This is a genomic window from Vibrio sp. 10N.247.311.12 (assembly GCF_041467515.1).
Lineage (GTDB): Bacteria > Pseudomonadota > Gammaproteobacteria > Enterobacterales > Vibrionaceae > Vibrio > Vibrio crassostreae_C.
Window position 1 is genome coordinate 1 of sequence record NZ_JBFSUV010000028.1, and the last position, 24,531, is coordinate 24,531.

A 24,531-nucleotide genomic window follows, 5' to 3' on the forward strand; every position below is an offset into this window, starting at 1 on the left:
TCTAGCATCTAGCATCTAGCATCTAGCATCTAGCATCTAGCATCTAGCATCTAGCGCTTAGATTAGTTGTTGCTGTGTAGTTCGCTGTTTAGCTCAACAGCAGACTTGTTCGCAAGACATTCAATTTGGCCAGTGATTGAGTTACGACGGAACAGAAGATCAGAAACGCCAGCTAGATCGCGAGCTTTAATGATCTCTACTTCGTTGCCTTCTTTATCTAACATGCGAACCTTAGTACCCGCAGTCACGTAAAGACCAGACTCAACCGTACAACGGTCGCCCATAGGGAAGCCAAGACCAGCGTTTGCGCCTAGTAGGCAGTTTTCGCCGATAGAGATAACCATCGTACCGCCACCAGACAGAGTACCCATGATAGAAGCGCCGCCGCCGATGTCTGAACCGTTACCTACAACAACACCCGCAGAGATACGACCTTCAACCATGCTCACGCCAGTTGTACCAGCATTGAAGTTGATGAAACCTTCGTGCATTACTGTTGTGCCTTCGCCTACGTGTGCGCCAAGACGAACACGAGAAGTGTCAGCAATACGAATACCTGTTGGTACTACGTAGTCCACCATTTTAGGGAACTTGTCTACGCAATCTACAGACAGAGCACGACCTGCAAGGCGAGCTTCGATTTGACGCTCAGCCAGCTCAGGTAGGTCGATAGGGCCTTCGTTTGTCCATGCGATGTTGTGCAGTAGACCGAAGATGCCGTCCAGTACCGTACCGTGTGGTTGTACTAGGCGGTTAGAGATAAGTTGTAGCTTTAGGAAGCCTTCAGCAACTGATGCTGGCTTCTCGTCAGTAGCAAGAACAACAAGAACAAGTGGCTGTTCAGACGCTGCCGCTTTTTCTGCGAAAGATGCGTTAGCTGCATCATCGTTTGCTGCGAATGCTTTCGCCAGTTCTGCGCTTTGTGCAGCAGAGATTTCGATAGCTTGGTTGCCTTCAGCGTAACCTGACACTTCAGCTACAGCTGCTACAAGAGCGTCGCTTGGGTTTAGAAGCGGGTTAGGGAAGAACGCTTCAATGATTTTATTGTCGCGATTTTTGGTTGCCGTACCGAAGGCTAGTGAAAAATAAGCCATGTTGAATCTCCATGTGTTGAGTCTTGATTTTGCTATTCCAAAACAACGGCTCGAATAACAAGCGCTGCCGTTAGCAAAGTTAATTTAATTGCGTTCATCATAAAGAGAGCGCCCTCGTTATGAAAGGGCGTATCGGGATAAAGTCTGTAAAATGATATTGCTTGTCTTTTGAGAGATAGTTTTCTGCAATGAGAAAACACTGCAGATCAACACAAATTGATTGGTGCGTTAATCAACATTCTCCTGTGAATCCCCTCTTTAGATAAACAGTGCCTTATAAGCTTGCTCAATCCCTTCAATCAACATCTGCATACCGATTACCGCGAGTATCAACCCCATCATTCGAGTAATCACGTTCAGTGCGCTTGGTCCAACGGCTTTAACGAAGCGCTCGCCAAATACGACAGCAGAATGTATTTAATCTTAGATACAAATAATTATTAGAAATAGATAGTAGAGCAAGTGTGAATAAAAAACAGCCAGCATAAGGCTGGCTGTTTGGTTTTAGTGATAGGTGTAGAGTTTTAGTCGTCCGTTATTGCTTGATTCTCAACTAACAGACTCTACATAACAGGCAGATTGTGGGACTCACTTTGTCGTTATGCGTGTTGAGATTCACTCACTGCCACAGCCAATGCAACCGTCGATCCGACCATTGGGTTGTTGCCCATGCCGATGAAGCCCATCATCGCCACGTGAGCAGGAACTGAAGAGCTACCTGCGAACTGAGCATCAGCGTGCATTCTGCCCATGGTATCGGTCATGCCGTAAGACGCTGGGCCTGCTGCTACGTTATCTGGGTGCAATGTTCGACCTGTACCGCCGCCTGAAGCAACTGAGAAGTATGGCAAACCTTGGCGAGTGCGTTCTGCTTTGTAGATACCCGCTACTGGGTGTTGGAAGCGAGTAGGGTTGGTTGAGTTACCCGTAATACTGACATCCACCTCTTCTCTGTGCATGATAGCCACACCTTCACGAACATCATCAGCGCCGTAACACAAGATGTCGCCGCGAGGGCCTTGTGAGAAACGGCGACGTTCTGTTTCAACAAGTTCACCTGTTTGGTAATCGTATTGAGTGCGCACGTAAGTGAAGCCGTTGATGCGTGAGATAAGATAAGCGGCATCTTTACCTAGGCCATTTAAGATCACTTTCAATGGGTTTTGACGTGATTTGTTGACGTTTAGTGCGATTTTGATCGCACCTTCTGCTGCAGCAAAAGATTCGTGACCCGCAAGGAAGGCGAAGCAGTGACTTTCTTCATTGAGAAGACGAGCGGCTAGCGCGCCATGTCCAATACCAACTTGGCGTTGTTCAGCAACACTGCCAGGTTTGGTGAATGCTTGAAGACCTTCACCAATAATATTAGCGGCTTGTTCTGCGCTGGTGGCTTTACGAAATAACGCCAGTGCTGAGCCAAGGATATAAGCATCTGCAGCGCTTTCAAAAGCGATAGGTTGGGTATCCATCACTAGCGCTTTTGGATCAACGTTGTGGGCTTTACAGTATTGGTCAGCTTGCTCCAAAGAGTCGAAGTTCATTTCTGCCAATACGCGAGTTACTGATTCATTAAATTGAGTGTTCATCATATCTTTCCTCTAAATTGGCAATTAGTGTTGGCGTGGGTTAATAGTGGTCACGGCTTCATCGAAGCGGCCATAGGTCCCTGTCGCAAGGTCGGCCGCTTCATTCGCTGGCACGCCTTGGTTAATCGCCTTCATCATTTTGCCGAGGTTGAGATATTCGTAGCCAATCACTTCGCTGTGATCATCAAGTGCAAGCTTAGTTACGTAACCTTCTGCAAGCTCTAGGTAACGTACGCCTTTTGCAGCGGTTGAGTAACTGGTACCCACTTGGCTGCGCTGTGTTTGACCTAAGTCTTCTAATGCAGCGCCAATTTCTAGACCACCTTCAGAGAAAGCTGATTGAGTTCGACCGTAAACAAACTGCAGGAAGATTTCACGCATGGCTACGTTAATAGCGTCACATACTAAGTCTGTATTCAGTGCTTCTAGGATAGTTTTTCCGGTGAGGATTTCAGCGGCCATCGCGGCTGATTGAGTCATGCCTGAACAACCAATCGTTTCGATTAGTGCTTCTTCGATGATGCCGTTTTTTACGTTAAGAGTCAGTTTTGCAGCACCTTGTTGTGGTGCACAAGTGCCAACACCGTGGCTTAAGCCAGAAATAGCGATGACATCTTTTGGGCTAACCATTGCGCCTTCAACTGGAATTGGAGCTGAATTGTGAAGGTCACCCCTTTGAATAGGGCACATTGATTGAATTTCTGAAGAGTAGTGCATAATGTTTTCTCACTATTAGAGTCATTGAAGACCTAGGGCGTTGAGAAACAGGACGTGTTGGAAGAGGTGCGGCTAATTCACTACAGATCTTGAGTATCGATAATCCAAAGGCGTCATGGAGCTTGGTCTTAATAGACTAAGTCCATTTCAAAATGGAGGAATAGCGATACATCCAACAGTATTACCTGTTTTCGATTCTGTAGGAGTCATTAGCACAGTTCGAAAAGAACGGGCGGTTGAAGCAAAAGCTTAGGTGGAACCCCATCACCTGATGGCTATAGATTAGATCTTTATCACACTTTTATGCAAGCGAATGTTTAGAGCAATTTCGACTATAAACAAGCTTCATTATATTTCGATAAGTATAAAAAAACGCCAATAACGAACTCTGATTAGAGGCGTCATTGACGTTTTCTAGAAAGCGATCAGCTAGTTATGCTGCATCTTCTTCTGCGTCTTCAACAGCTTCAAGCTTCTTAGCTTTTTTCGGAGCTGGCTTACGCTTAGCACCTAATGCGTAAAGAACTTCTTCTTTGTTCTTCGCTAGGTACATTGCAAGTTCTTCTTGCTTGCCTTCATCTTCAACTAAATCGCTTTTGCCTAACAGTTCAAAAAGCTCATCAGCCATATCCAGCATTTTGTCGTATGCGTCAGCTTCGGCTTTAGAGGTAAAAGTCATTTTCTCTTCTCCGTTGCGTTCCACCACGTACTTGACGATAACAGCCATGGTTAATCCTCTAAGTTTGATAAATTTTACTGGCTTTTTATACAGTTTCTGATGTTAAAAGTCCAGTTGGAGCCCCAACTATGCGGCCTCAATCTTGATGTGTAGCCCAGTCTTCACAATAACTCATGAAAGATTTCAGCAGCGGGCTCTGGTATTTGTCTTTATGTACCAGCATCCAGAAACGTCGTTTCATGTCCAGTGGCACATCGAGCGCTTTCACCCGGCCTGAATCAATCGCTCGTTGCGCCGCCAATCGTGATAAACACGCGAATCCAAGATTGGCAGAAACAGAGTTGATGATTGCTTCTGTGGTGTTGAGCTCAAAAGATTCATACCAGTGTTCGATACGTGGTGCGACGGCACGAAGGAAAAACTCGCGAGTCCCTGAGCCTGATTCACGTAGAATCCAATGGCTGCCTTCTAAATCGCTTAAAGTTACTTTTTCTTTTGAAACGAGAGGATGTTGATTACTAACAATAATACACATTTCATCGCTGCTAAACTGACTCGAAATGAGTTCAGGGTGTAATGTTTTTCCTTCAATTAGCGCGATATCAAGTTCATAATCCACCAACTTTTGACAGATCAGTGCACTGTTTGAAATGAACAAGCTTTGATCCTGGTGCTGAGTTCGTTCACGAAAACCTGACAAAATAAACGGTGCGACCTGATTACCAATCGTGTCACTCGCGCCGACCTTTAAATTGCCACTTAAAGGCTGGTCGTCACGGAACAAAACATCAATACCCGCAGCTCGGTGAAGTATTTCATCAGCCAAAGGAAGTAACTTATGTCCCTCTTGGTTGAGAATTAATCGGTTGTTGACCCGGTCAAATAGAGAGTGACCGAGTTGTTTCTCCATTTCGCCTAGTGCCATGCTGACCGCAGCTTTAGACAAAAACAGCGCTTCTGATGCTGCGGTAAGCGTCGAATGCTGGGTAATGGTGACAAACACTTTGAGTTGTTTAATTGAAATATTAGCCATCAGATTCCTAGTTTTGCTCTGCTGGTGAAAACGGGTTCTGTTCAGTATTGATGAACACTTGTTATATATAATTGGATATTGTTTAACGAAGCGCAAGCGTATTATGGCTTCAACAAGCTGATGAGTTCACAAGTTTAGTGAATTAAGTTTAAGAGAGGCTGACATGATTCAACGTATTAAATATAGATTAACAGGAGCTCCAACACCCATGGCAGGGTTAGCACTAGCAATCGCAAGCTTAGGCTGGTGCTGGGATGGCGTTTTAGTCGCACAAGGTATTTTGCACACCCCAGGCTTAGTCCAGTGGATCAGTGCAGCTATTGCAGCGGTATTGCTTCTTGTTTTAGCTGTGAAATTTTTGATTCACGGTCATTTACTTCGTGAAGATCTTGCTCACCCTGTTGTCGGCAGTGTGGTACCAACATTTGCAATGGGGTGCATGGTGGTGTCAGCGTCTTTGGCGCCAATCTCTCAATTCTTACAAGAAGCTATGTGGTTAGCTTCTGTGGCTTTGCACGTTGTGTTTCTAATGAGCTTTTTGTACCACAGAGCTAAAAACTTTGAGATTCACCACATGGTGCCAAGCTGGTTTGTGCCCCCGATCGGTATTATCGTCGCTGACGTCTCTTTCTCTGGTAATCCAGTTTTAGAGCCAGTAGCTAACGCGACTTTGGTATTCGGCTTATTGGTTTACGCAGTAATGCTACCAATCATGGTTTACCGTTTGATCTTCTCTCACGAAGTGCCAGATGCTGCAAAACCAACGATTGCGATTATGGCAGCACCTGCAAGCCTATCTTTGGCGGGTTACTTAACCGTTACTGCTAGCCCTTCACCTGTGATCATTGGTTTACTATTTGGTATTGCAGTGTTGATGACGTTCATTATCTATATGGCGTTTTTCAAACTACTTCGTCTTCCATTTAGCCCTGGTTATGCAGCGTTTACCTTCCCAATCGTGATTGGTGCAACAGCCTTGTTTAAACTGGCTGCGTGGATGCAAGCACAAGGTATTGAAGCGCATTACATCAATCAAGTGTTTGGCCTAGCGTATCTTGAATTGATTGTGGCTACGTTGGTTGTGGGTTATGTCGCTGTTCGTTACTACATGAACTACAAACCTCATCGTGTTTTAGGCGCGGTAGCGGGTAGATTGTAAGAGGCAATAGTTCAAAAGATAAACGAAGCTTAAGCTTTCGGTATTTCATAAGCTTATATTCCTCATCCAAACTCAGCACTTATGCTAATCTGGCACTATATTGTGGCAAGATTAGCGTGAGTGCACTTTGTTTACTGTTTATCATTCCAATAAAGTTGATACTTTAAAAATCCTTCTCGTTCACTTAATCAAAAGTGACCCTTTAGCCAATCCTTTCGAAAAAGAGCAGATCTTGGTTCAGAGCCCTGGTATGTCTCAATGGCTTAAGATGGAACTCGCCAAAGAGTTTGGTGTAGCAGCAAATATCGATTTTCCTCTCCCAGCAACCTTCATTTGGGATATGTTTACCCAAGTGCTTCCTGATGTACCGAAACGCAGTGCTTTTAATAAAGAAGCGATGACGTGGAAGCTGATGAGTTTGTTACCCGCGAAACTTGACCACCCTGATTTCTTACCCCTACAGCGCTATCTTGAAAACGACGAAGATGACTCTAAGTTGTATCAATTAGCTGAGAAAATTGCTGATATCTTCGATGGCTATTTGGTATACCGACCTGAGTGGATGGCGATGTGGGAAGCGGGAGAACCCGTTGCAGAATTAATTGATAGTGAAGGGCATCAAGAGCACCCTTGGCAGCCAATTTTGTGGAAGGCACTCTACGAGCAAACGCTCTCTCAAGGCCAATCGAAATATCACCGTGGTAATTTGTATCATGACTTCATTGAAGCGTTAGCTAATCAACAAGGTCAACTACAACACCTGCCGAAACGTCTGTTTGTGTTTGGTATTTCGTCGCTGCCTCCTCGTTATATGGACGCGTTGAAAGCACTTGGCGAGCAGATTGATGTCCACCTGATGTTTACCAACCCTTGCCAACATTATTGGGGCGATATTCGCGATCGTAAATACTTGGCAAGAGTGGAAGCGCAGCGTCGTAAGCAGTTTGCTTTGGTTGATGGTTTACCTCAGCTAGAAGGCGAAGTCTCACCATTAAAAGATGGCATTGAAGCCAATATTGAAGACGAACTGCATACCAGCCAAGCGGTCGGTAATAGCTTACTGGCGTCTATGGGTAAACTGGGCAGAGATAACCTGTTCTTGCTGTCTCAATCAGACAGCGAAGAGCATGAGTTCTTTATTGATGTCGAGAGAGACAGCCTGCTGCATCAACTGCAAGCCGATATTCTTGAGTTAGAAGAGCACCAAGACGATCACATCTTAGACTCCAGCAACCACAAACAAGTGGTTGAGCTGGGCGATCGTTCGTTGACGGTACACGCTTGTCACAGCCCAATGCGCGAGGTGGAGGTTCTCCATGACCAGTTGTTAGCGATGTTTGATGCTGATCCAAGCTTAAAACCACGCGATATCATTGTGATGGTGGCAGACATCAATGCTTACAGCCCTGCTATTCAGGCGGTATTTGGTAATGCTCCGGGTGAGCGTTATATCCCTTACTCGATCTCTGATAGAACTGCAGACCAAGAGAGCCCAATTCTGACCGCGTTCATGCAGTTGGTCGCGTTACCGAACACGCGTTGTCTAGCTTCTGAACTTCTAGAGCTATTAGAAATCCCAGCGATGATGGCACGCTTCGGTATTGATGAATTTCAATTTGAACAAGCTAAGCAGTGGGTTGAAGAAGCGGGTATCCGCTGGGGCGTCGATTCTTCTACGGCAACAGAGTTTGATTTGCCTGCCACCGAGCAAAATACTTGGCTATTTGGTATCCAGCGTATGTTACTGGGTTATGCGATGTCGGATTCCGCAGGTTTGTTTGAAACTGGACACTCTCCAATTGCAGCTTATAACGAAGTTCAGGGCATTAACGCCGAACTTGCTGGTAAGTTAGCGCACTTTATTGATCGTATTGCCCATTACCGTCAACGCCTTGCTGAGACGCAATCCATCGATATGTGGCGTGAAACCTTGCTGCAAATGATTGATGATTTCTTCGCCGTTGAGCTAGAAGGCGAGGTGGTGCTTAAGTCGATTCGTGATGCACTTTCTCAACTGAATGAACAGCTTGATGATGCCTTGTACGAACAAGAACTATCGCTAAGCATTATCTATCAGTACTTAAACAATAAACTGTCGGGTGCGCGTATCAGTCAGCGTTTCTTAGCGGGGCAAGTGAACTTTTGTACCCTGATGCCGATGCGTTCTATCCCGTTCAAAACTGTTTGTCTATTAGGCATGAATGACGGTGTTTACCCACGCTCAATGCCGCCGGAAGGTTTTGATTTGATGAACGGACGCACTCGTCCGGGAGATCGTTCTCGTCGTGATGATGACCGTTACCTATTCTTAGAAGCGATGTTGTCGGCGCAAGAGTGTTTATACATCAGTTATGTCGGCCGCTCGATTCAAGATAATACTGAGCGAGTACCGTCGGTATTGGTTTCTGAGTTGATTGAGTACTGCCACCAGAACTACTGCCTAAGTGCAGATCAAGCGTTACCAAGTGATGATTCTGGTATCAAACTGACTCAAGCAATCAGCTTTGAACACACCATGACACCATTTAGCCCAGCAGCCTTTACGCAAGGTGATGCAAGTCATGTATTGAGCTACGCCAAAGAATGGCTTCCTGCGGCAAATCGTTCTGGTGAGCGCAGTGGTGAATTCAATCGTGCATTGGATGACTATTTGTTGGGGGCAACGTACCCGTTGGAATTGGACCTGGTTGAGTTACAGCGTTTTTGGCGTTTGCCAGTGCAGTACTTCTTTAATCGCCGTCTCAAAGTGGTGTTTGAACCGCCACTTCCTGTAATGGAAGACGATGAGCCATTCGTACTCAATGGCCTAGAGAGCTTCCAGCTTAAAGATGCGCTGCTGCAAGTGTTGCTGGACCACCCAGAAGGTGCAGACGAAGCGGTGCGACTGTTTGTCTCTGAGCAAAAAGCCCAAGGTCGATTACCGGTCGGCGCCTTTGGTGACATCGAATTTGAAACCAATCGTGTTCAAGCGGAAGACTTAGCCAAAGAGATTAGATTTGTGAGCGGATCACCGCAGCAAGATCTCGAAGTGAATATCGAGTTTGACGTGTTAGGCGAAGGTAAGCCTGTTCGCTTGATGGGGTGGTTAACTCAAAACTATCAATCAGGTCTAGTGCGCTTCCGTAGCGGCAAAATACGCTCTCAAGATTACTTGGCTGCGTGGATTGATCATCTATCCTGCGCTGTTATGGGACACGGAAAGACGACCCATATTATTGGCTATGACAGAAAAGAGGGCGTGGTTCACCAAACGCTACAACCTATCGGCGATGCGCAGCAAGCGAAGAGTATATTAGCTGAGTTAGTACGACTGTTTTATCAAGGTATGACTGCACCATTGCCATACTTCCCGAAAACGGCATTAGCTGGTGTTGAAGCGGGCTTTAGCCGTGGTAAGTGGGTCGATGATGAAGAAAAGTCACTCAAGAAAATGGCCGATACCTTTAATGACAGCTTCGCCTTCACGGGCGAGGGTAGAGATACCTACATCTCACGAATCTGGTCTAAATGGGACGATGAATTGGCTACTGAGTCGCGTATGTATTCAACGCTTGTGCTACAGGCGGCAAGGTTGGCTACTGCCGATCTGGAAGATCAGGAGTAGGTGGCTGTGATCGACAAGATCAATAGCGAGTGCGCTGAATTAATGAAAGACAAAAGAGAGTCGCTGGTAAGCGTTTGGTACGCTTGCTTTCAAGATGAAGGGAATCAAGGTGAATAGAAGCAAGGTACAGGAAATAAAGTGGCCGCCAGTAAATCATTATTAGTGTAGGGCGTTCGCTGTACGGCCACAGGTCAGAGGGACCATTATTCTGTGGTTCAAAGTAACGCCGTAAAGTACAAAACTCGTACGTGCTCCTGAACTCGTGGGCGCATAGTAGCGAGGCGATCCGAATTGATCCGTGAGAGAGATCGCACTAACTATTAACAAATCAGCGTAGGACGTAAATTGAATGACGTTTTCCACGCTAGGTCACATTTATAGCAATAGTCACATTTTTAACAGACTCATCTATCAAAAGGCAGTAAGGCATGACGACCACAAGCAGTGTTCAGGTAATCGCTCCAAAAACACTCGATACCATGACGTTTCCACTTCATGGCGCGCGTTTAATTGAAGCATCGGCGGGTACAGGTAAGACATTTACTATTGCTGGCTTGTACTTGCGCTTACTGCTCGGACACGGCACGGCCGCTCCACAAGGTGATCTGACTGAAGCCACTCGACACCATGAGCCGCTGACGGTAGACCAAATTCTGGTGGTGACCTTTACCGAAGCGGCAACTGCAGAGCTGCGAGATCGTATCCGTGCTCGAATCCATGATGCACGCATAGCGTTTGCTCGCGGGCAAAGTGATGACCCAGTGATTGCGCCTCTGTTGAAAGAAATCGAAGACCACGCTGGTGCAGCGAAAACACTGCTCAATGCGGAAAGGCAAATGGATGAAGCGGCGGTCTACACCATTCACGGCTTCTGTCAGCGTATGTTGACTCAAAATGCCTTTGAGTCTGGCAGCCGTTTTGATAATGAGTTTGTGACAGATGAAAGCCATCTTAAAGCGCAAGTGGTAGCTGACTATTGGCGTAAGCAGTTTTACCCGCTACCGATTCAGTTGGCTAGTGAGGTTCGTAATATTTGGGGCTCACCGGCGGCATTATTAGCCGACGTAAATCGTTATCTGACTGGCTCTCCATTGAAGCTAACCGTAGAAGCGATGTCGGGTGATTTGCAAACTCTGCACAACCAAAACCTAGACAAAGTGAAGCAGCTTAAAGCGCTGTGGTGTGAATCTGAAGCGGACTTTTTGGCTTTGATCTCTGGCTCGGATGTGAATAAGCGCAGCTACACCAAGAAGTCTCTGCCGACATGGTTAGAGGCGGTGACGGCATGGGCGCAAAGCGACACCCATGACTATCAATACCCAGATAAATTAGAGAAGTTCTCACAAGCCACGTTAATTGAGAAAACACCTAAAGGCACAGCGCCTAAGCATTCCGTTTTCGAAGCGATTGAAGATTTCTTAAATCACCCAGCTGACTTGAAAGCGCCGTTATTGGCACATGCGATAACTCACTGTCGAACCATGCTAGCCAAGGCGAAACAGCAGAAGCAGTGGTTGTCATTCGATGATTTGTTGACTCAGTTATCTGCGTCGATTGATGTCGATGAGCAGTCCTTGCTGGTGGAAAGAATTCGCACCTTATACCCGGTAGCAATGATCGATGAATTCCAAGATACCGATCCGCTGCAGTACAGTATTTTTAGCCGAATCTATCTCGATAATCCGCAGTGCGGCTTGTTTATGATCGGTGACCCGAAGCAGGCTATTTATGGCTTTCGTGGCGCAGATATCTTTACCTATATCAAGGCGAGAAACCAAGTTAGAGCTCACTACACTTTAGGCACCAACTGGCGCTCAAGTGCCGATATGGTCAGTGCAGTAAACCAAGTGTTTATGAATTCGGACAGCCCGTTTATCTATGACCAAGACATTCCATTTTTGCCAGTAGCCGCCAGTCCATCGGCAGATAAGCGCCAATGGGTGATGAATGGTCAAACTCAGCACGCGCTCACCTTTTGGCTGCAAGAGGCTGAAGACAAGCCGTTACCAAAGGGCGAATATCATAAAGCCATGGCCGAGGCGACAGCGAGTCAAATTCAAACCATTCTGACCGCTTCTCAAAATCAACAAGCCTATTTTGATAATGGCAAAAAACAACAGGCCGTGAATGCGGGTGATATTGCTGTGTTGGTTCGAACCGGCAGTGAAGGTCGCCTGATTAAGAACGCGTTGTCGGAACAAGGCATAGCGAGCGTGTATTTGTCGAACCGAGACAGTGTGTTTACCAGCTTGGTCGCGCAAGATATTCAACGCTTGCTACAAGCGGTGCTGACGCCAGAAAATGATCGTGCATTACGTGCGAGCTTGGCCTCCGAGTTGTTTGCTCTGGATGCGGCTTCATTGGACGAACTCAACAACGATGAAGTGGTGTGGGAAAACGTCGTTAACGAATTTCGTGAGTATCGTAAATTGTGGCTACAGCGTGGTGTGTTGCCAATGCTGCGTAGCGTGATCAGTAAACGACATCTCGCGGAACGCTTATTGGAAGAAGAAAATGGTGAGCGCTCACTTACCGATTTAATGCACATTGGCGAATTGCTGCAACAGGCAAGACAAGAGCTCGATAGTGATTATGGTTTGCTGCGCTGGCTAGCAGAAGCGATATCAGATGCAAAAAATGGTTTAGGTGGCAGTGACGACGACATTCAACACCTTGAATCAGAAAGAAACTTGGTTCAAATCGTTACCATTCATAAATCGAAAGGCTTGGAATATGACTTAGTATTTTTGCCGTTCGTTGCAAGCTATCGTGAAGCGAGTGAAGGTAAGTTCTACGACCATGATTCAGACACCACAGTACTCGATATTACTGGCAGCGACAGTGCCTTAGCGCAAGCCGATAAAGAACGACTAGCGGAAGATTTGCGCCTGGTTTATGTAGCGCTGACTCGTGCGGTTTATGGCTGTTTTATTGGTATAGCGCCACTGCGTAAAGGGCGTTCAACCAAAGAACCGACAGGCGTGCATTTGAGTGCGATGGGCTACTTGGTTCAAAACGGACAAGAGCAGGGTATTGCCGAATTGCATCAAGCTCTAACGGCAATTGAAGGCAAAAATTCAAGTGTGCTGTTAGCCGAAACACCAACCGCTCATGAACAGGTGTTTGTACAAACAGAGCAAGTGAGTGACGACTTACATGCTAATGAACTCAAGGCTTCAATCGACCGAGCTTGGCGTATCACCAGTTACTCGGGGCTTGTAAAGCAAGGCAGTCACGGCGCGAGCCATGACGCGACCATTGAGGTGTCTGGTTTTGATATTGACTCGGCTGATGAGCAGGATGAGTCTGAGTTGATTGAGCCTGAACGCTCTATCTTTACGTTCCCTCGTGGTGCTCGCCCAGGTACTTTCTTACACACCTTGTTTGAGGAGGTTGAATTTACCGAGCCAGCAACCAGTGAACATAACACGCAAGTAATCACTTACTTATTAGAATCAGAGCAATATGAATTAGAGTGGCTACCTGTGCTTCAGCAACTGGTCGATACAGTGCTGAACACCGCATTAGACGGCAAGAACTTAAAGCTAAGCGAGAAAGACTCGACGCAACGTTTAGTTGAGATGGAATTCTTACTGCCGATCGAAGTATTGGCTGCATCTGAACTGAATCAAACCATTCAATATCACGATCCATTGTCAGCCAAAGCGGGCGATCTAGGTTTCCAAACCGTGCAAGGTATGTTGAAAGGCTTCATCGATTTGGTGTTTGAGCACCAAGGTAAATACTATGTACTCGACTGGAAATCGAATCACTTAGGAGATGATGTTGCTGTCTACCATGGCGAGGCATTGAAATCGGCGATGGCCGACCATCGCTATGATTTGCAATATCAAATCTATGCATTGGCGTTGCACCGTTTCTTACGCAGCCGCGTTGCCAATTACAGCTACGAACAACATTTTGGTGGCGTGTACTACTTGTTCTTACGAGGAATGGACGGCCAATCTCAGCAAGGTATTTTCTCGGCGAAACCAACACTGGCTTTACTTGATGAAATGGATCAATTGATTGACGGTAAAGTGATAGACAGACGTTCGGCACAATTGAATGACGATGAAACTGGACAGATGGGGCTTTTATAATGACAACAACGACCACTAATACCGGCATAGATACTGCGAACACAGCAAAGCCAGTTTCACTTATTCCTGAGCAACTGATGGATGTACTCCAGTTTCTTGCGGATAAGGGTTCTATTCGTCAGTTGGATTATCAATTTGCCCGTTTTCTTGCTCAGCAAGCCACGAGCTACCCTCAAGAGATCGGCTTTCTCGCGGGGGTAGTGAGCCATGAATTAGGCAAAGGACACATTTGTACTCAGCTTATACAGCAGCATACGACAGGCCCTGAACTAGCGGCAGATCTTGCTCAGTTACTTGGGTTATACGGTGAAACTGCACTGCAATTGAACCAAAAACTGTTGGGTATTGATTGGGTGGCTGTGCTTCAATCATCAAACTTAGTGGGAACGACCAACGATTGTGTTAAGCCTCTAATGTTCGATGGGCAGCGTGTCTATTTACAGCGTTATTGGAACTACGAAGTTGTGTTGGCTGAGACCTTAAACCGTTTAAGTAAGCCGGTAGAGTTCAATACTGAGCAGAAAAAAGCGCTGACTGAAACGCTCAATCTGCTTTTTGCACGTAGCTATCATTTTCTGTTTAACGCCTTAGCCAGGGCTGAAGCAAATCAGCAGACGTCTCAGGTATTACGCCAACAATTGGTGTGTGACCATCTTGATATTGTGAATGAGCAGGCTTTAGATTGGGGATCAATCGACCAAGCGATTGTACAAGCTAAGCAGGTGACGGACTTAGATGTGTTGGACGACTTGGTGCCGTTATCGGCATGTTTGAACTGGCAAAAAGTCGCGGCAGCGGTGGCGCTGAGTCGTCGCTTTGCGGTGATTTCTGGTGGGCCGGGTACTGGTAAAACAACCACGGTAACCAAATTACTGTCGGCGATGGTCGAGCAATCTCTCAGCCAAGGTAAAACACCAACGATTAAGCTAGTGGCACCAACGGGTAAAGCGGCGGCGCGTTTAACCGAGTCGATCGGTAAAGCAATTGAACAGCTGCCATTAGCGCCTGAAGTGAAAGCCAACATACCGACCGAATCGAGCACCTTACACAGATTACTCGGCGCGATTCCTAACCGTGCTGAGTTTAGGCATAACCGACGCAATCCACTCCACCTTGATATCTTGGTAGTGGATGAAGCTTCAATGGTTGATCTGTCGATGATGTATAAGCTGGTGGATGCACTTCCTGAGCACGCAAGGCTCATCTTATTGGGTGATAAAGACCAACTCGCTTCAGTAGAGGCAGGTGCTGTGCTCGGTGATATCTGTTCATTCAACTCTGCAGGGTACAGCACAGCGCAAGGCAATTTGATTGCAGAGATGACAGGTTTTGATGCGATAGCTAAACCAAGACAAGACAAAGCTGGAGCGGTGAATCCGCCTGCGATTGCGGATAGCTTGTGTATGCTGCAGAAGAGTTATCGTTTCGATGCGCGCTCCGGTATCGGTCAACTGGCAAAAGCAATCAATAATGGTTCTGCGAATCAAGTAGACCAAGTGTTTGCCAAAGGTTTTGGCGATATCGAAAACCACCCTCTGTCGAGTGACAGCTATAACCTGATGCTGCGTACTTTGGTTAACGAGTATGGTGCGTACCTCAATAGAATGAATGTGCCGTTGGAAGAGTTAGAAACTCAAGAAGCGAGAGCGAAATCGGTACTCGATTTGTTCAGCCAATGCCGACTGTTGTGTTCCATTCGTGAAGGGGATTTTGGTGTTAAAGGCCTCAACCACAGAATTGAAAGAGCACTGGCCGCAAGGCGTTTGGTGAGCCCTCATAATGATGAGCTGTGGTATCACGGACGTCCTGTTATGGTGACGCGAAATGATCATGGCTTGGGTTTGTACAATGGTGATATTGGTATCTGTATGCTTGAGGCGGGTTCTAGTCAACCTGACTTAACCCCTCGTTTGAAGGTCTATTTTGAGTTGCCCGATGGCAGCGTAAAAGCTGTGCTACCAAGCCGAGTGCCCGATCATGAAACGGCTTATGCAATGACAATACACAAATCTCAGGGTAGTGAATTTGATCTGACCTTAATGATCTTGCCGCCAGATTTCAGCCCTATTTTAACGCGGGAGCTTATCTATACAGGTATTACACGTGCGAAGAAACGACTGATGATGTTCAGCGATACAAATGTGTTGAAGCGTGGGATTAAGGTGAAAACAGAGCGAGTGAGTGGTTTAGGCAGTCGCTTAACGAATTAGTCGTTATGGACGGCTAGAGAAGGTTTTGAACTTAGGGCTAGACAAACACAAAGCAACCATCCTTGGTTGCTTTGAGCGTTATTAGGAATCAGAGCCTAAAAACGCTCGAGTAAACGATATGTGGTTTATCTTGTACTTTGCTTGGCAATTCAAAATAAACTCTTTTAGATTCTCGCTAACAGGGAACACGCAGTGTACGTCTAGCCCTTCTAAGAATTGGTTATCAGCCATATCCCAAAAACTTTGCAGCGAGTTACAAACAATGGTTCTCATATCAATATTGCTCTTTTTGCTGTTTATATTAACGAGCAGAGCTAATGTTAGCGTGCTGGCCGTCAACGGGTATAGCAATCCGTGCAGTGACCACCTCAATGAGTTCGACATGACTATCGAGATGGCAATTCCAATAAAAACATTTGTTAAGATTATTAAAGCGTCTAAATTCTATACAATTATACGTGTGAGTGAAAGTGCATAGTTAATAAATCTCATATAGAAAACGATTACATTTGCAATTATTTTTCCTTTGAAGTGAGGTTTTAGTCCAAAACTTTATTTACACATTTAACGCTAAGATTTTTGAGTTACGTTGATAGTTGTACAGCCCCTGTTTTTCCATCGGTAGCTCATCAACTCCGATCTCGTAAAACCCTTGTTCACGGAACCAATGCAGGCTATGTGTGGTTAAAACGAAAATTTGGTCGATATCACGAGACTTCGATTGATGACGCATGTAGTCCAGTAATATTTGCCCGCGGTTGCCATCACGATAATCAGGATGAATAGCCACGCACGCCATCTCCGCCATATGATCTTCCGGGTATGCGTAAAGCGCTGCGCAACCGATAATCAGCCCGTCTTTTTCAATAATGGTAAATCGGTGGATTTCTTGCTCTAGCTGTTCTCGAGAGCGGCGCACTAAGATGCCTTGTTCTTCAAGAGGGCGAATAAGGTCAAAGATGCCGCCAATATCGTCGATCTGAGCTTGTCTTACTTGCTCGGCACTAGCCATGACCACTTGGGTTCCAATACCGTCAAAAGAGAACAACTCTTGGATTAATGCGCCATCTACCTTGTAGCTGATTAGATGACAACGAGGCACACCAGCTCGACAAGCGGAGATCGCTCCTTTCAAGAAGCGCAGTGTTCCTGTGCTCATGTCTTCGGCAGGATTTTGAGATTCCGTTAATCGTTCTAGAATTTGCTTGGCATCTTTAGGGAAGAGTTCGGCGAGCACGTTACCGCGTTCATCTGTTACCCCTTGTTCGGAGCAGAAGCCAATCAGCTTGTCGGCCTTTAGACGAATAGCAACTTGGGTAGCGACCTCTTCAGAAAGTAGGTTAAAGCTTTCGCCTGTCACGGAGCTGGCAATAGGGCCAAGCAGTACAATTGAACCTTGGTCAAGCGTGCGATTGATCCCTTCGATATCGATTCGACGAATACGCCCGCTATGGCAATAATCCGTACCGTCATCCACGCCAAGCGGTTGAGCCGTAATGAAGTTACCACTCATAACATTGAGTTGAGTGCCTGCCATCGGCGTGTTGTTTAAGCTCATTGAGAGGCGTGCGGTGATGGCAAGTTGAAGCTGTCCAGCAGCCTGCATAGCGACGCCCAAAGAATATTCATCAGTGACCCTAATATTCTTGTGATAAGGCGTATGGCAATCTTGCTTGGCGAGCAATTGGTTGATCTGCGGTCTTGCCCCGTGAACGAGAACAATCTTTACTCCAAGGCTGTGGAGCAAGGCTATATCACTAATAATGTTACCAAAGTTCCTGTCGGCAACGGCTTCGCCTCCCAGCATAATGACCATGGTTTTGCCACGGTGAGCATTTACGTAAGGGGTTGATTGTCTGAAACCTTTTACTAGCGCTGTACTTCTTAATTTCACAGAACAAGTCCATTTTGTTTATTTATTCGATAATTTAGCATTTAAATTCAAATGTAAACAACACCTTTTTGGAATAAAGCGCAAACTATTCTTATCTAGGCTTCAATATATAAACTGTCTCAGTGTAGAATGCGCATAGCATCCTTATGAGTAGTCACCGAATGCAACAAGCTCCAGCAACAAAGAACAAAATCGATGAGATAACCAAAGGTCTCTACAGCGAAGCTGATCAGCGCAATCAATCTAAGTTGAAGCGTAAGATCATTGAACGCTGTTTAATGGTTCTAGCCTTAGTGGGTTCGTTTGCGGTGGTTTCTTTGTTCGGCGATGTGCTTTCCCGAGTGCAAAATGCGGCGACGCCCGACAATCTGATATACGGCACTTGGATAGAGCAAGATGTTGCACATTATGCGACCGATGAATTTGTACTAAATGCCAACGGTGTCTCAGTCGGTGGCTCTGTTATTTCGACTAACTTTGAGTTCGATGGTAACTACTTTGAATATAAGGCGGGGGATAAAACGTATCGCTTCCGCATGACCAATTCTGACAATACAGAAATGGTGCTCGATTCTGACAGTCACTACAATCCCATCTTCCGCCTTAAGGGCCATATCGATAACTCCGTCCGATAGGTTATCTTCTTGTAAACTCTTACAATCTAAGATTGTGTTATCTGACTGTTTTTGTCATCCTCGATGCATAGAATTTTTAGGATGACTCTTGTGATTAAAAAATGGCTTCCCCTTGTCGCTGCCTCTTTGTTATTTGGCTGTGCTCAACCCACTGATCTTGCTCAGCAACACCTTGATGACGAATTTCCTCGCACCTTGAATAAGGTCGATCAGGTTGAATCCAATAAACCAAGAGACTACACCGCATTTGCAGAACAAGCTGAGATGGTGGTTTCTAAATCCCCTTCGATGGCTAAAATCTATGAGCCGCTTTATCAACAACTCAATGAGTGGGCGATGCTGAGTGGAGATCCAAGCGAGCTAGCGAATTTTGGCGTTCAAACCGCTCAACTAGGTGGTGGTGATAAACAAGGCAATGTTTTGTTCACGGGCTACTTTTCTCCTGTGATGGAGCTGCGCCACGAAGCGAATGAAGAATACCGTTACCCTGTTTACGGGCTTCCTGAGTGTGGCAAAGAGTGTCCAACACGCGAAGAGATTTACAACGGCGCATTAGAAGGTCAAGGCCTTGAGCTAGGTTATTCAGCAAACCGCATCGACCCATTTATGATGGAAGTGCAGGGCAGTGGATTTGTGCACTTCGGTGATGATGACACGCTGCAGTATTTCGCCTACGCGGGTAAGAATAATAAAGCTTATGTGAGCATTGGCCGTGTTCTGATTGAACGAGGCTTAGTTCCACGCGAAAAAATGTCGCTAAAAGCAATCAAAGAGTGGGTATTGGCAAACGATCCTGAAGTAGTGAAAGAGCTGCTTGAGCAAAACCCTTCTTTCGTTTTCTTTGAAGCGAGAGACGACCTATCGGTAATGGGCAGCGCGGGCATTCCTCTATTACCGATGGCGGCGGTAGCGGGCGATCGCTCTATCTTACCTATGGGAACACCGATTCTTGCTGAGGTTCCACTACTGAATGCTGATGGTACTTGGAGCGGCGCTCATCAACTAAGACTGCTATTGGTTTTGGATACGGGCGGCGCGGTTAAGCAAAACCATTTGGACCTTTACCACGGCATGGGCCCTCGAGCGGGTACAGAAGCGGGCCATTACAAGCATTTTGGTCGTGTGTGGAAGCTCGGTTTAGATGGCAGCGCAACTGAAGCGCCTTGGGCTTTGCCTCCTGAAAAGGTTGAGTAAGCTACAATAAAATAGGGCATTGAAAGCGAATCGCTAATCCCCTAGACTTTTTATTCAAGAGTGCGTATAAAACGCACTCTTTTCTTTTTCTCAGAAATAAATTGGCGGCAACAATGCGTGAATTGACCACTCTAGCTTCAGAAAACTATGACCAACGATTTGGTGGCACCCGTCGCCTATATGGCAATAGTGAAGTCGACATACTTAGAGCAGCACACGTGTGTGTGATCGGTATTGGCGGTGTAGGTTCATGGGCGGTTGAAGCGCTTGCTCGTACTGGTTTAGGTGAGCTGACTTTGATCGATATGGATGATGTGTGTGTGACCAACATCAACCGTCAGATCCACGCAATGTCGGGTACCGTTGGTAAAAGCAAAATTGAAGTGATGGCAGAGCGCGTTAAGCTGATTAACCCTGAGTGTAAAGTTAACTTGGTTGACGACTTCATCGGCCCAGACAATCAGGCTGAATACCTATCGAAAGAGTTCGACTTTGTGTTAGATGCGATTGATAGCATGAAAGCTAAGGCTTCACTGTTGGCATATTGTCGTAGCAACAAAATTAAGGTGATCACCACCGGTGGTGCGGGTGGTCAAATCGATCCCACTCAAATCAAAGTGGCTGATCTGACTAAGACGATTCAAGATCCGCTAGCGAAGAAGCTAAAAGATACCCTTCGTCGTCATCATAACTTCCCTAAGAATCCAGCACGTAAGTTTGGTATCGATTGTGTGTTCTCAACTGAACAGCTGAAATACCCTCAAGCTGACGGCAGTGTATGTGCTGCGAAAGCGACAGCAGAAGGTCCAAAACGTATGGATTGTGCGACGGGTTTTGGTGCGGCAACAGTTGTAACGGCTACGTTTGGTTTTGTGGCGGTTTCACGTATCGTAGAAAAGATCGTTCAAAAGCATACTAAGTAACTCGTTACTTTGAGCTTACTAAGAATTTACTGGATATAAAAATGACGTCATTTCCAAGTTCTCCATTCGGCCAAGAAATTACCAGTGATGATATTGTCGCGAAGATGCAGACATTCAGCGGCTGGGAAGACCGTTATCGCCAAGTGATTCAATGGGGTAAGAAAATGCCAACGATGCCTGATGAACTGAAAAGTGAGCAGGTGATTGTCTCTGGCTGTGAAAGCCAAGTGTGGTTGGTTTCTCAAAATATCGACGGTGTTTGGCACTTTTGTGCTGATTCTGATGCTCGTATTGTGCGCGGTCTGATTGCATTAGTGATGGCTGCGTATGATGGAAAAACATCAGAGCAGGTTCAAGCGTTCGATATTGATGGTTACTTTGAACAAATCGGTCTAATTACCCACCTTAGCCCATCTCGCGGTAATGGATTAAAAGCGATTGTTGCTCAAATCCAAGAGCTAAGTGCTTAATATCTCCTTGATACACAGAAGCAAAAAGGGTTGACGTTAAACGCCAACCCTAAGTAATTTCGCTACTCCCTAAAGCATATCAACGGCTTTTTCTATCGCCGCTACGAGCTTTTCAACATCATCCATGTTGTTGTAAATACCAAATGAAATTCGAACCGTTCCTTTCACATTAAGTGTATCCATTAATGGGTGAGCACAATGATGTCCTGCACGTACTGCGATACCTTGCTGATCCAGTAGAGTCGCTATATCTTGATGGTGAACACCATCCATCACAAAAGTAATCACACTTGCGTTAGGTTGATACCCTAAAATCTGAATGTCATCCAGTTTACTGAGCGCAAGATAAGTCTCGTGTTGTAGTTGGTGGATATGATTTTCGACATCTTGTTGTACAAAACCACTTAACCATTCTATTGCGGTGTTTAGTGCTATGGCCCCTGCCACATTTGGCGTGCCCGCTTCGAATTTGCCAGGCAGTTCTGAAAAAGTAGTGCCAGAGAAAGAGACGCGCTCGACCATTTTGCCACCACCATGCCAAGGTGGCATCGCTTCTAGCAATTCAAGCTTGCCGTAAAGCACACCGATGCCCGCAGGGGCATAGAGCTTGTGTCCAGAGAATACGTAGAAATCCGCACCTAAAGATGAAACATCTACGGGCTCATGAACAATACCTTGCGCGCCATCGACCACAACAATGGCATCCATCTTATGGGCTTTCTCGATCACTTGTTCAATCGGTTGGCGAGAGCCAGTGACATTGGTGATCTGAGCTAAGGCAACAATCTTGGTCTTATCATTAAGAAGATGATCAAAAGCTTGTAGATCAAATTCGCAATCAGATGTCATTGGTACTTTAACTACTTTAGCCCCGGTTTGTTCTGCCACAATTTGCCAAGGCACTATGTTGGCGTGATGTTCCATCTCACTCACTAAGATCTCATCACCAGGTTGAAGCGTGCTTCTTGCATACGTTTGAGCAATTAGGTTAAGTGCTTCCGTGGCACCACGAGTCCAGATGACCTCTTTTGAAGAGCTTGCACCAATAAACTGAGCAATCTTATCTCTTGCCGCTTCAAATTGACTGGTCGCGTTCGCCGTTAAGCTATGACTACCACGGTGCACATTGGCATTCTGCTTCGAGTAATATTGGCTAATGGCATCAATAACCACCTGAGGCTTCTGTGTCGTCGCCGCGCTGTCTAAGTAAATCAACGGTTGTTGATTGATGGTTTGGGATAGCGCAGGAAACTGCTCTCGGATGTGATTGATATCAAACATCTGTTCTTACCTAAATCTTGAAAGTGGGTGCTAGCATTATGCTGAGCGGTCTTGTTATTTTATCGCGACTTGTTAAGCGTTGCTGACGAATATTCATGATCCCAGCGCTTTTCTTGCTCTTTGACTTGAGCAAACAGCTTTTGGTTAACAGGAACCTTTATGCCGTGCTTAAGTGCTGTCTTGATTAGATGGCCGCTAATGAAGTCGATCTCTGTCTTACGTTGGTAAAACATATCTTGCTTCATAGATGAATTGTTCTGTGCCGTTGCTTGGATAACCTGTTTGACGCTTGCTTCCAATTCATCGAATGAACAAACGATCCTTTCGGCTTGCATAACCTGCGTGAGCTCTTTAACGATAGAACTCAAAATATCCTCAAACCTTTTATCTGCGAGTTCGCCATTCTTGATCTGTTCAAGGCCCGTGAGCGGGTTGATCGCACAATTGATGGCGAGCTTAGTCCAAAGCGCGGTTTCTATTTGTGGGTTCCAACTCACAGCGGGGAGAGCATCATCCAATACATCAACCAAAAACGTGCACTGTTGACCCGTTTGGTTAAAAGCACCCAACTGGGTTTGTCCTATTCCTGTATGAGATACACTATTACGATCAGGTTTGAATGCTGCTTGGGTCGTGGTAGCCAATACTATCGGGTGAGCATTAATTTGAGTGGCAATGTTGTCGACCGCGCCCATTCCGTTATGCATGAACATGAGAATGGTGTCAGAGTCGAGATATTGAAGTAACGGAGTGGTGGCTTCTTCTACTTGCCAAGCCTTGACTGTGAAGACAACCAAATCACTCGCGGCTAATCGTTCGATATTGTTGTTACTGAAGTGAAGTGAAGTTTGCTCATCAAGTGATAGGTCAATTGAGGTTTCAGGGGAGCGGCTCCACAAAGAGACATTCTGACCAGCTTGAAGTAGTTTTATTGCCCATAAAGAGCCAATTGCTCCAGGTCCAACAATCGTGATGTTCACAGCAATACCAAGATAAGAAAGTGATGCTGCAAGGATAGCGAGGCATTAAATGAAAGCAATAAAAAATGGCACCCGAGGGTGCCATTTAGGAAACTTTCTTAGAAGTTCGATTAGAACTTGTAAGTTACTGCAACGTAGTGACCGAAGCCTGTTGATTTGAATCCATCAGTATCTTTAATACCGTAGATGTCTTTGTAACCTTTTAGGCCGTAACCAACAGCAAAACGATCTGAGTGCCAGTAGATACCATTGTACATTGCACCACCGTTACTTGCAGAAGAGTACTTGTCTTCCAGACCAAATTGGTAATCGATGTAACCTTGGTAAGAGACGAATGAACCGTTCTCGAAGAAGTAGAAAGGTTTAAACCAGTTTGCAGAAACTTGGTAACCGTTCCAATCTTTGTTGTTTGAATCGTATGTACCGTAAAGGTTTAGGCCAATTTTGCCTAACCACGGAACCATTACGTCAGAACCTAAACCAACTTTTTGAGTGTTAACGCCAGAGTTACCACCCCATTCCATAAGTGTAGATACGTAAAGCTCTTGAACTGGACCGAAAGAAAGATCTTTACCTGTAAGTCCGTCTAGAGACATACGAGGAGCGAACTTCATGAACATCTTTTCAGCACCAGCTTTATCGCTGCCTGGATCAGACGTTAGGTTGAATACGTCAACATAGCCATAAAGGTCGAAGATTCCCGAGCGGCCACCGAATTCCATCTCTAGGTAATCATGTGAAGACTCACCTGGAAGTTCGTCAATTGCAGCCATAAGGTTGAATTGCATCCATTTGTAATCGTTCTTATGGATGTCGCCGTCAGAATAATCCGCTGCCATTACTGGAGCAGAAGTTGCTGCAAGTAGGCCAAGAGTTAAAAGTGATTTACGCATAATGGAACTCTCTATGTTAAAAATGAATAACCCGCTAATCCGTGCGTGCTTATGATGTCCGAATGCCGAGCATAAT

The 24,531-nt window shown here is 45.8% G+C and carries 18 protein-coding genes, 1 pseudogene and 1 riboswitch; of the genes and pseudogenes, 8 read left to right on the forward strand and 11 right to left on the reverse strand.

All coding sequences use genetic code 11. From position 1 onward, the window contains the following. Positions 1-62 precede the first annotated feature (62 nt). The 6 genes and pseudogenes from dapD to AB6E30_RS13410 all read right to left on the reverse strand — a co-directional run bounded on the left by dapD (position 63) and on the right by AB6E30_RS13410 (position 5,109). A complete protein-coding gene (gene dapD, locus AB6E30_RS13385) occupies positions 63-1,094 on the reverse strand; it encodes a 2,3,4,5-tetrahydropyridine-2,6-dicarboxylate N-succinyltransferase (RefSeq protein WP_017059885.1) in 1,032 nt (343 codons plus the stop codon). A gap of 258 nt (positions 1,095-1,352) precedes the next feature. Continuing rightward, a pseudogene (locus tag AB6E30_RS13390) lies at positions 1,353-1,496 on the reverse strand (MarC family protein); the annotation flags it as partial. A gap of 197 nt (positions 1,497-1,693) precedes the next feature. Next, a complete protein-coding gene (locus tag AB6E30_RS13395) occupies positions 1,694-2,683 on the reverse strand; it encodes a GGGtGRT protein (RefSeq protein WP_372103892.1) in 990 nt (329 codons plus the stop codon). Between the two features lie 21 nt (positions 2,684-2,704). Further along, entirely contained in the window at positions 2,705-3,397 is a 693-nt protein-coding gene (locus AB6E30_RS13400; protein WP_102432259.1) for an iron-sulfur cluster assembly scaffold protein, read from the reverse strand. A gap of 193 nt (positions 3,398-3,590) precedes the next feature. Then, a riboswitch (Fluoride riboswitch) is annotated at positions 3,591-3,675 on the reverse strand. 155 nt (positions 3,676-3,830) lie between these two features. After that, entirely contained in the window at positions 3,831-4,124 is a 294-nt protein-coding gene (locus AB6E30_RS13405) for a YebG family protein (RefSeq protein ID WP_008223840.1), read from the reverse strand. Positions 4,125-4,212: 88 nt separating this feature from the next. Further along, the gene (locus AB6E30_RS13410) at positions 4,213-5,109 is read right to left on the reverse strand and encodes a LysR family transcriptional regulator (RefSeq protein ID WP_048657887.1); all 897 of its coding nucleotides are present in this window, start codon (positions 5,107-5,109) and stop codon (positions 4,213-4,215) included. Between the two features lie 208 nt (positions 5,110-5,317). On the opposite strand from AB6E30_RS13410, the gene AB6E30_RS13415 reads away from it, so the two are divergent. From AB6E30_RS13415 to recD, 4 genes are all read left to right on the forward strand, one after another. After that, positions 5,318-6,268 carry a TDT family transporter gene (locus AB6E30_RS13415; RefSeq protein ID WP_170960774.1) on the forward strand — a complete coding sequence of 317 codons (951 nt, stop codon included), beginning with the start codon at positions 5,318-5,320 and terminating at the stop codon, positions 6,266-6,268. A 127-nt stretch (positions 6,269-6,395) separates the two neighbouring features. Further along, positions 6,396-9,872: an exodeoxyribonuclease V subunit gamma gene (recC, locus tag AB6E30_RS13420; RefSeq protein ID WP_372103895.1), complete on the forward strand. Its 3,477-nt coding sequence runs from the start codon at positions 6,396-6,398 to the stop codon at positions 9,870-9,872. 428 nt (positions 9,873-10,300) lie between these two features. Continuing rightward, on the forward strand, positions 10,301-13,975 hold the full coding sequence (gene recB, locus AB6E30_RS13425) for an exodeoxyribonuclease V subunit beta (RefSeq protein ID WP_372103898.1): 3,675 nt from the start codon (positions 10,301-10,303) through the stop codon (positions 13,973-13,975). Continuing rightward, positions 13,975-16,185, forward strand: coding sequence for an exodeoxyribonuclease V subunit alpha (recD, locus tag AB6E30_RS13430; RefSeq protein WP_017064195.1), 2,211 nt, complete (start codon positions 13,975-13,977; stop codon positions 16,183-16,185). Before recB ends, recD begins: the two co-directional genes overlap by 1 nt. Positions 16,186-16,266: 81 nt before the next feature. On the opposite strand, the gene AB6E30_RS13435 is transcribed toward recD, so the two are convergent. Beyond that, positions 16,267-16,458: a hypothetical protein gene (locus AB6E30_RS13435; RefSeq protein ID WP_046224581.1), complete on the reverse strand. Its 192-nt coding sequence runs from the start codon at positions 16,456-16,458 to the stop codon at positions 16,267-16,269. A 283-nt stretch (positions 16,459-16,741) separates the two neighbouring features. Next, on the reverse strand, positions 16,742-18,079 hold the full coding sequence (argA, locus tag AB6E30_RS13440) for an amino-acid N-acetyltransferase (RefSeq protein WP_017064194.1): 1,338 nt from the start codon (positions 18,077-18,079) through the stop codon (positions 16,742-16,744). Between the two features lie 161 nt (positions 18,080-18,240). Here argA and AB6E30_RS13445 point away from each other — a divergent pair, with 161 nt between their 5' ends. The 4 genes from AB6E30_RS13445 (at position 18,241) to csdE (ending at position 21,301) form a co-directional block, all read left to right on the forward strand. Next, entirely contained in the window at positions 18,241-18,714 is a 474-nt protein-coding gene (locus tag AB6E30_RS13445) for a DUF2850 domain-containing protein (protein WP_372082521.1), read from the forward strand. Positions 18,715-18,795: 81 nt separating this feature from the next. Beyond that, positions 18,796-19,908: a murein transglycosylase A gene (mltA, locus tag AB6E30_RS13450; RefSeq protein WP_017059898.1), complete on the forward strand. Its 1,113-nt coding sequence runs from the start codon at positions 18,796-18,798 to the stop codon at positions 19,906-19,908. Positions 19,909-20,021: 113 nt separating this feature from the next. Continuing rightward, a complete protein-coding gene (gene tcdA / locus AB6E30_RS13455) occupies positions 20,022-20,831 on the forward strand; it encodes a tRNA cyclic N6-threonylcarbamoyladenosine(37) synthase TcdA (protein ID WP_372103901.1) in 810 nt (269 codons plus the stop codon). Positions 20,832-20,872: 41 nt separating this feature from the next. Continuing rightward, positions 20,873-21,301 carry a cysteine desulfurase sulfur acceptor subunit CsdE gene (csdE, locus tag AB6E30_RS13460; protein ID WP_372103904.1) on the forward strand — a complete coding sequence of 143 codons (429 nt, stop codon included), beginning with the start codon at positions 20,873-20,875 and terminating at the stop codon, positions 21,299-21,301. A 69-nt stretch (positions 21,302-21,370) separates the two neighbouring features. Here csdE and csdA read toward each other — a convergent pair whose 3' ends face one another. The 3 genes from csdA to AB6E30_RS13475 all read right to left on the reverse strand — a co-directional run bounded on the left by csdA (position 21,371) and on the right by AB6E30_RS13475 (position 24,455). After that, entirely contained in the window at positions 21,371-22,582 is a 1,212-nt protein-coding gene (gene csdA / locus AB6E30_RS13465; RefSeq protein WP_372103906.1) for a cysteine desulfurase CsdA, read from the reverse strand. Positions 22,583-22,641: 59 nt separating this feature from the next. Beyond that, the gene (panE, locus tag AB6E30_RS13470) at positions 22,642-23,562 is read right to left on the reverse strand and encodes a 2-dehydropantoate 2-reductase (RefSeq protein WP_372103909.1); all 921 of its coding nucleotides are present in this window, start codon (positions 23,560-23,562) and stop codon (positions 22,642-22,644) included. A 110-nt stretch (positions 23,563-23,672) separates the two neighbouring features. Further along, complete coding sequence (locus AB6E30_RS13475) at positions 23,673-24,455, reverse strand: outer membrane protein OmpK (protein ID WP_372103912.1); 783 nt, start codon at positions 24,453-24,455, stop codon at positions 23,673-23,675. Between the last annotated feature and the right edge of the window lie 76 nt (positions 24,456-24,531).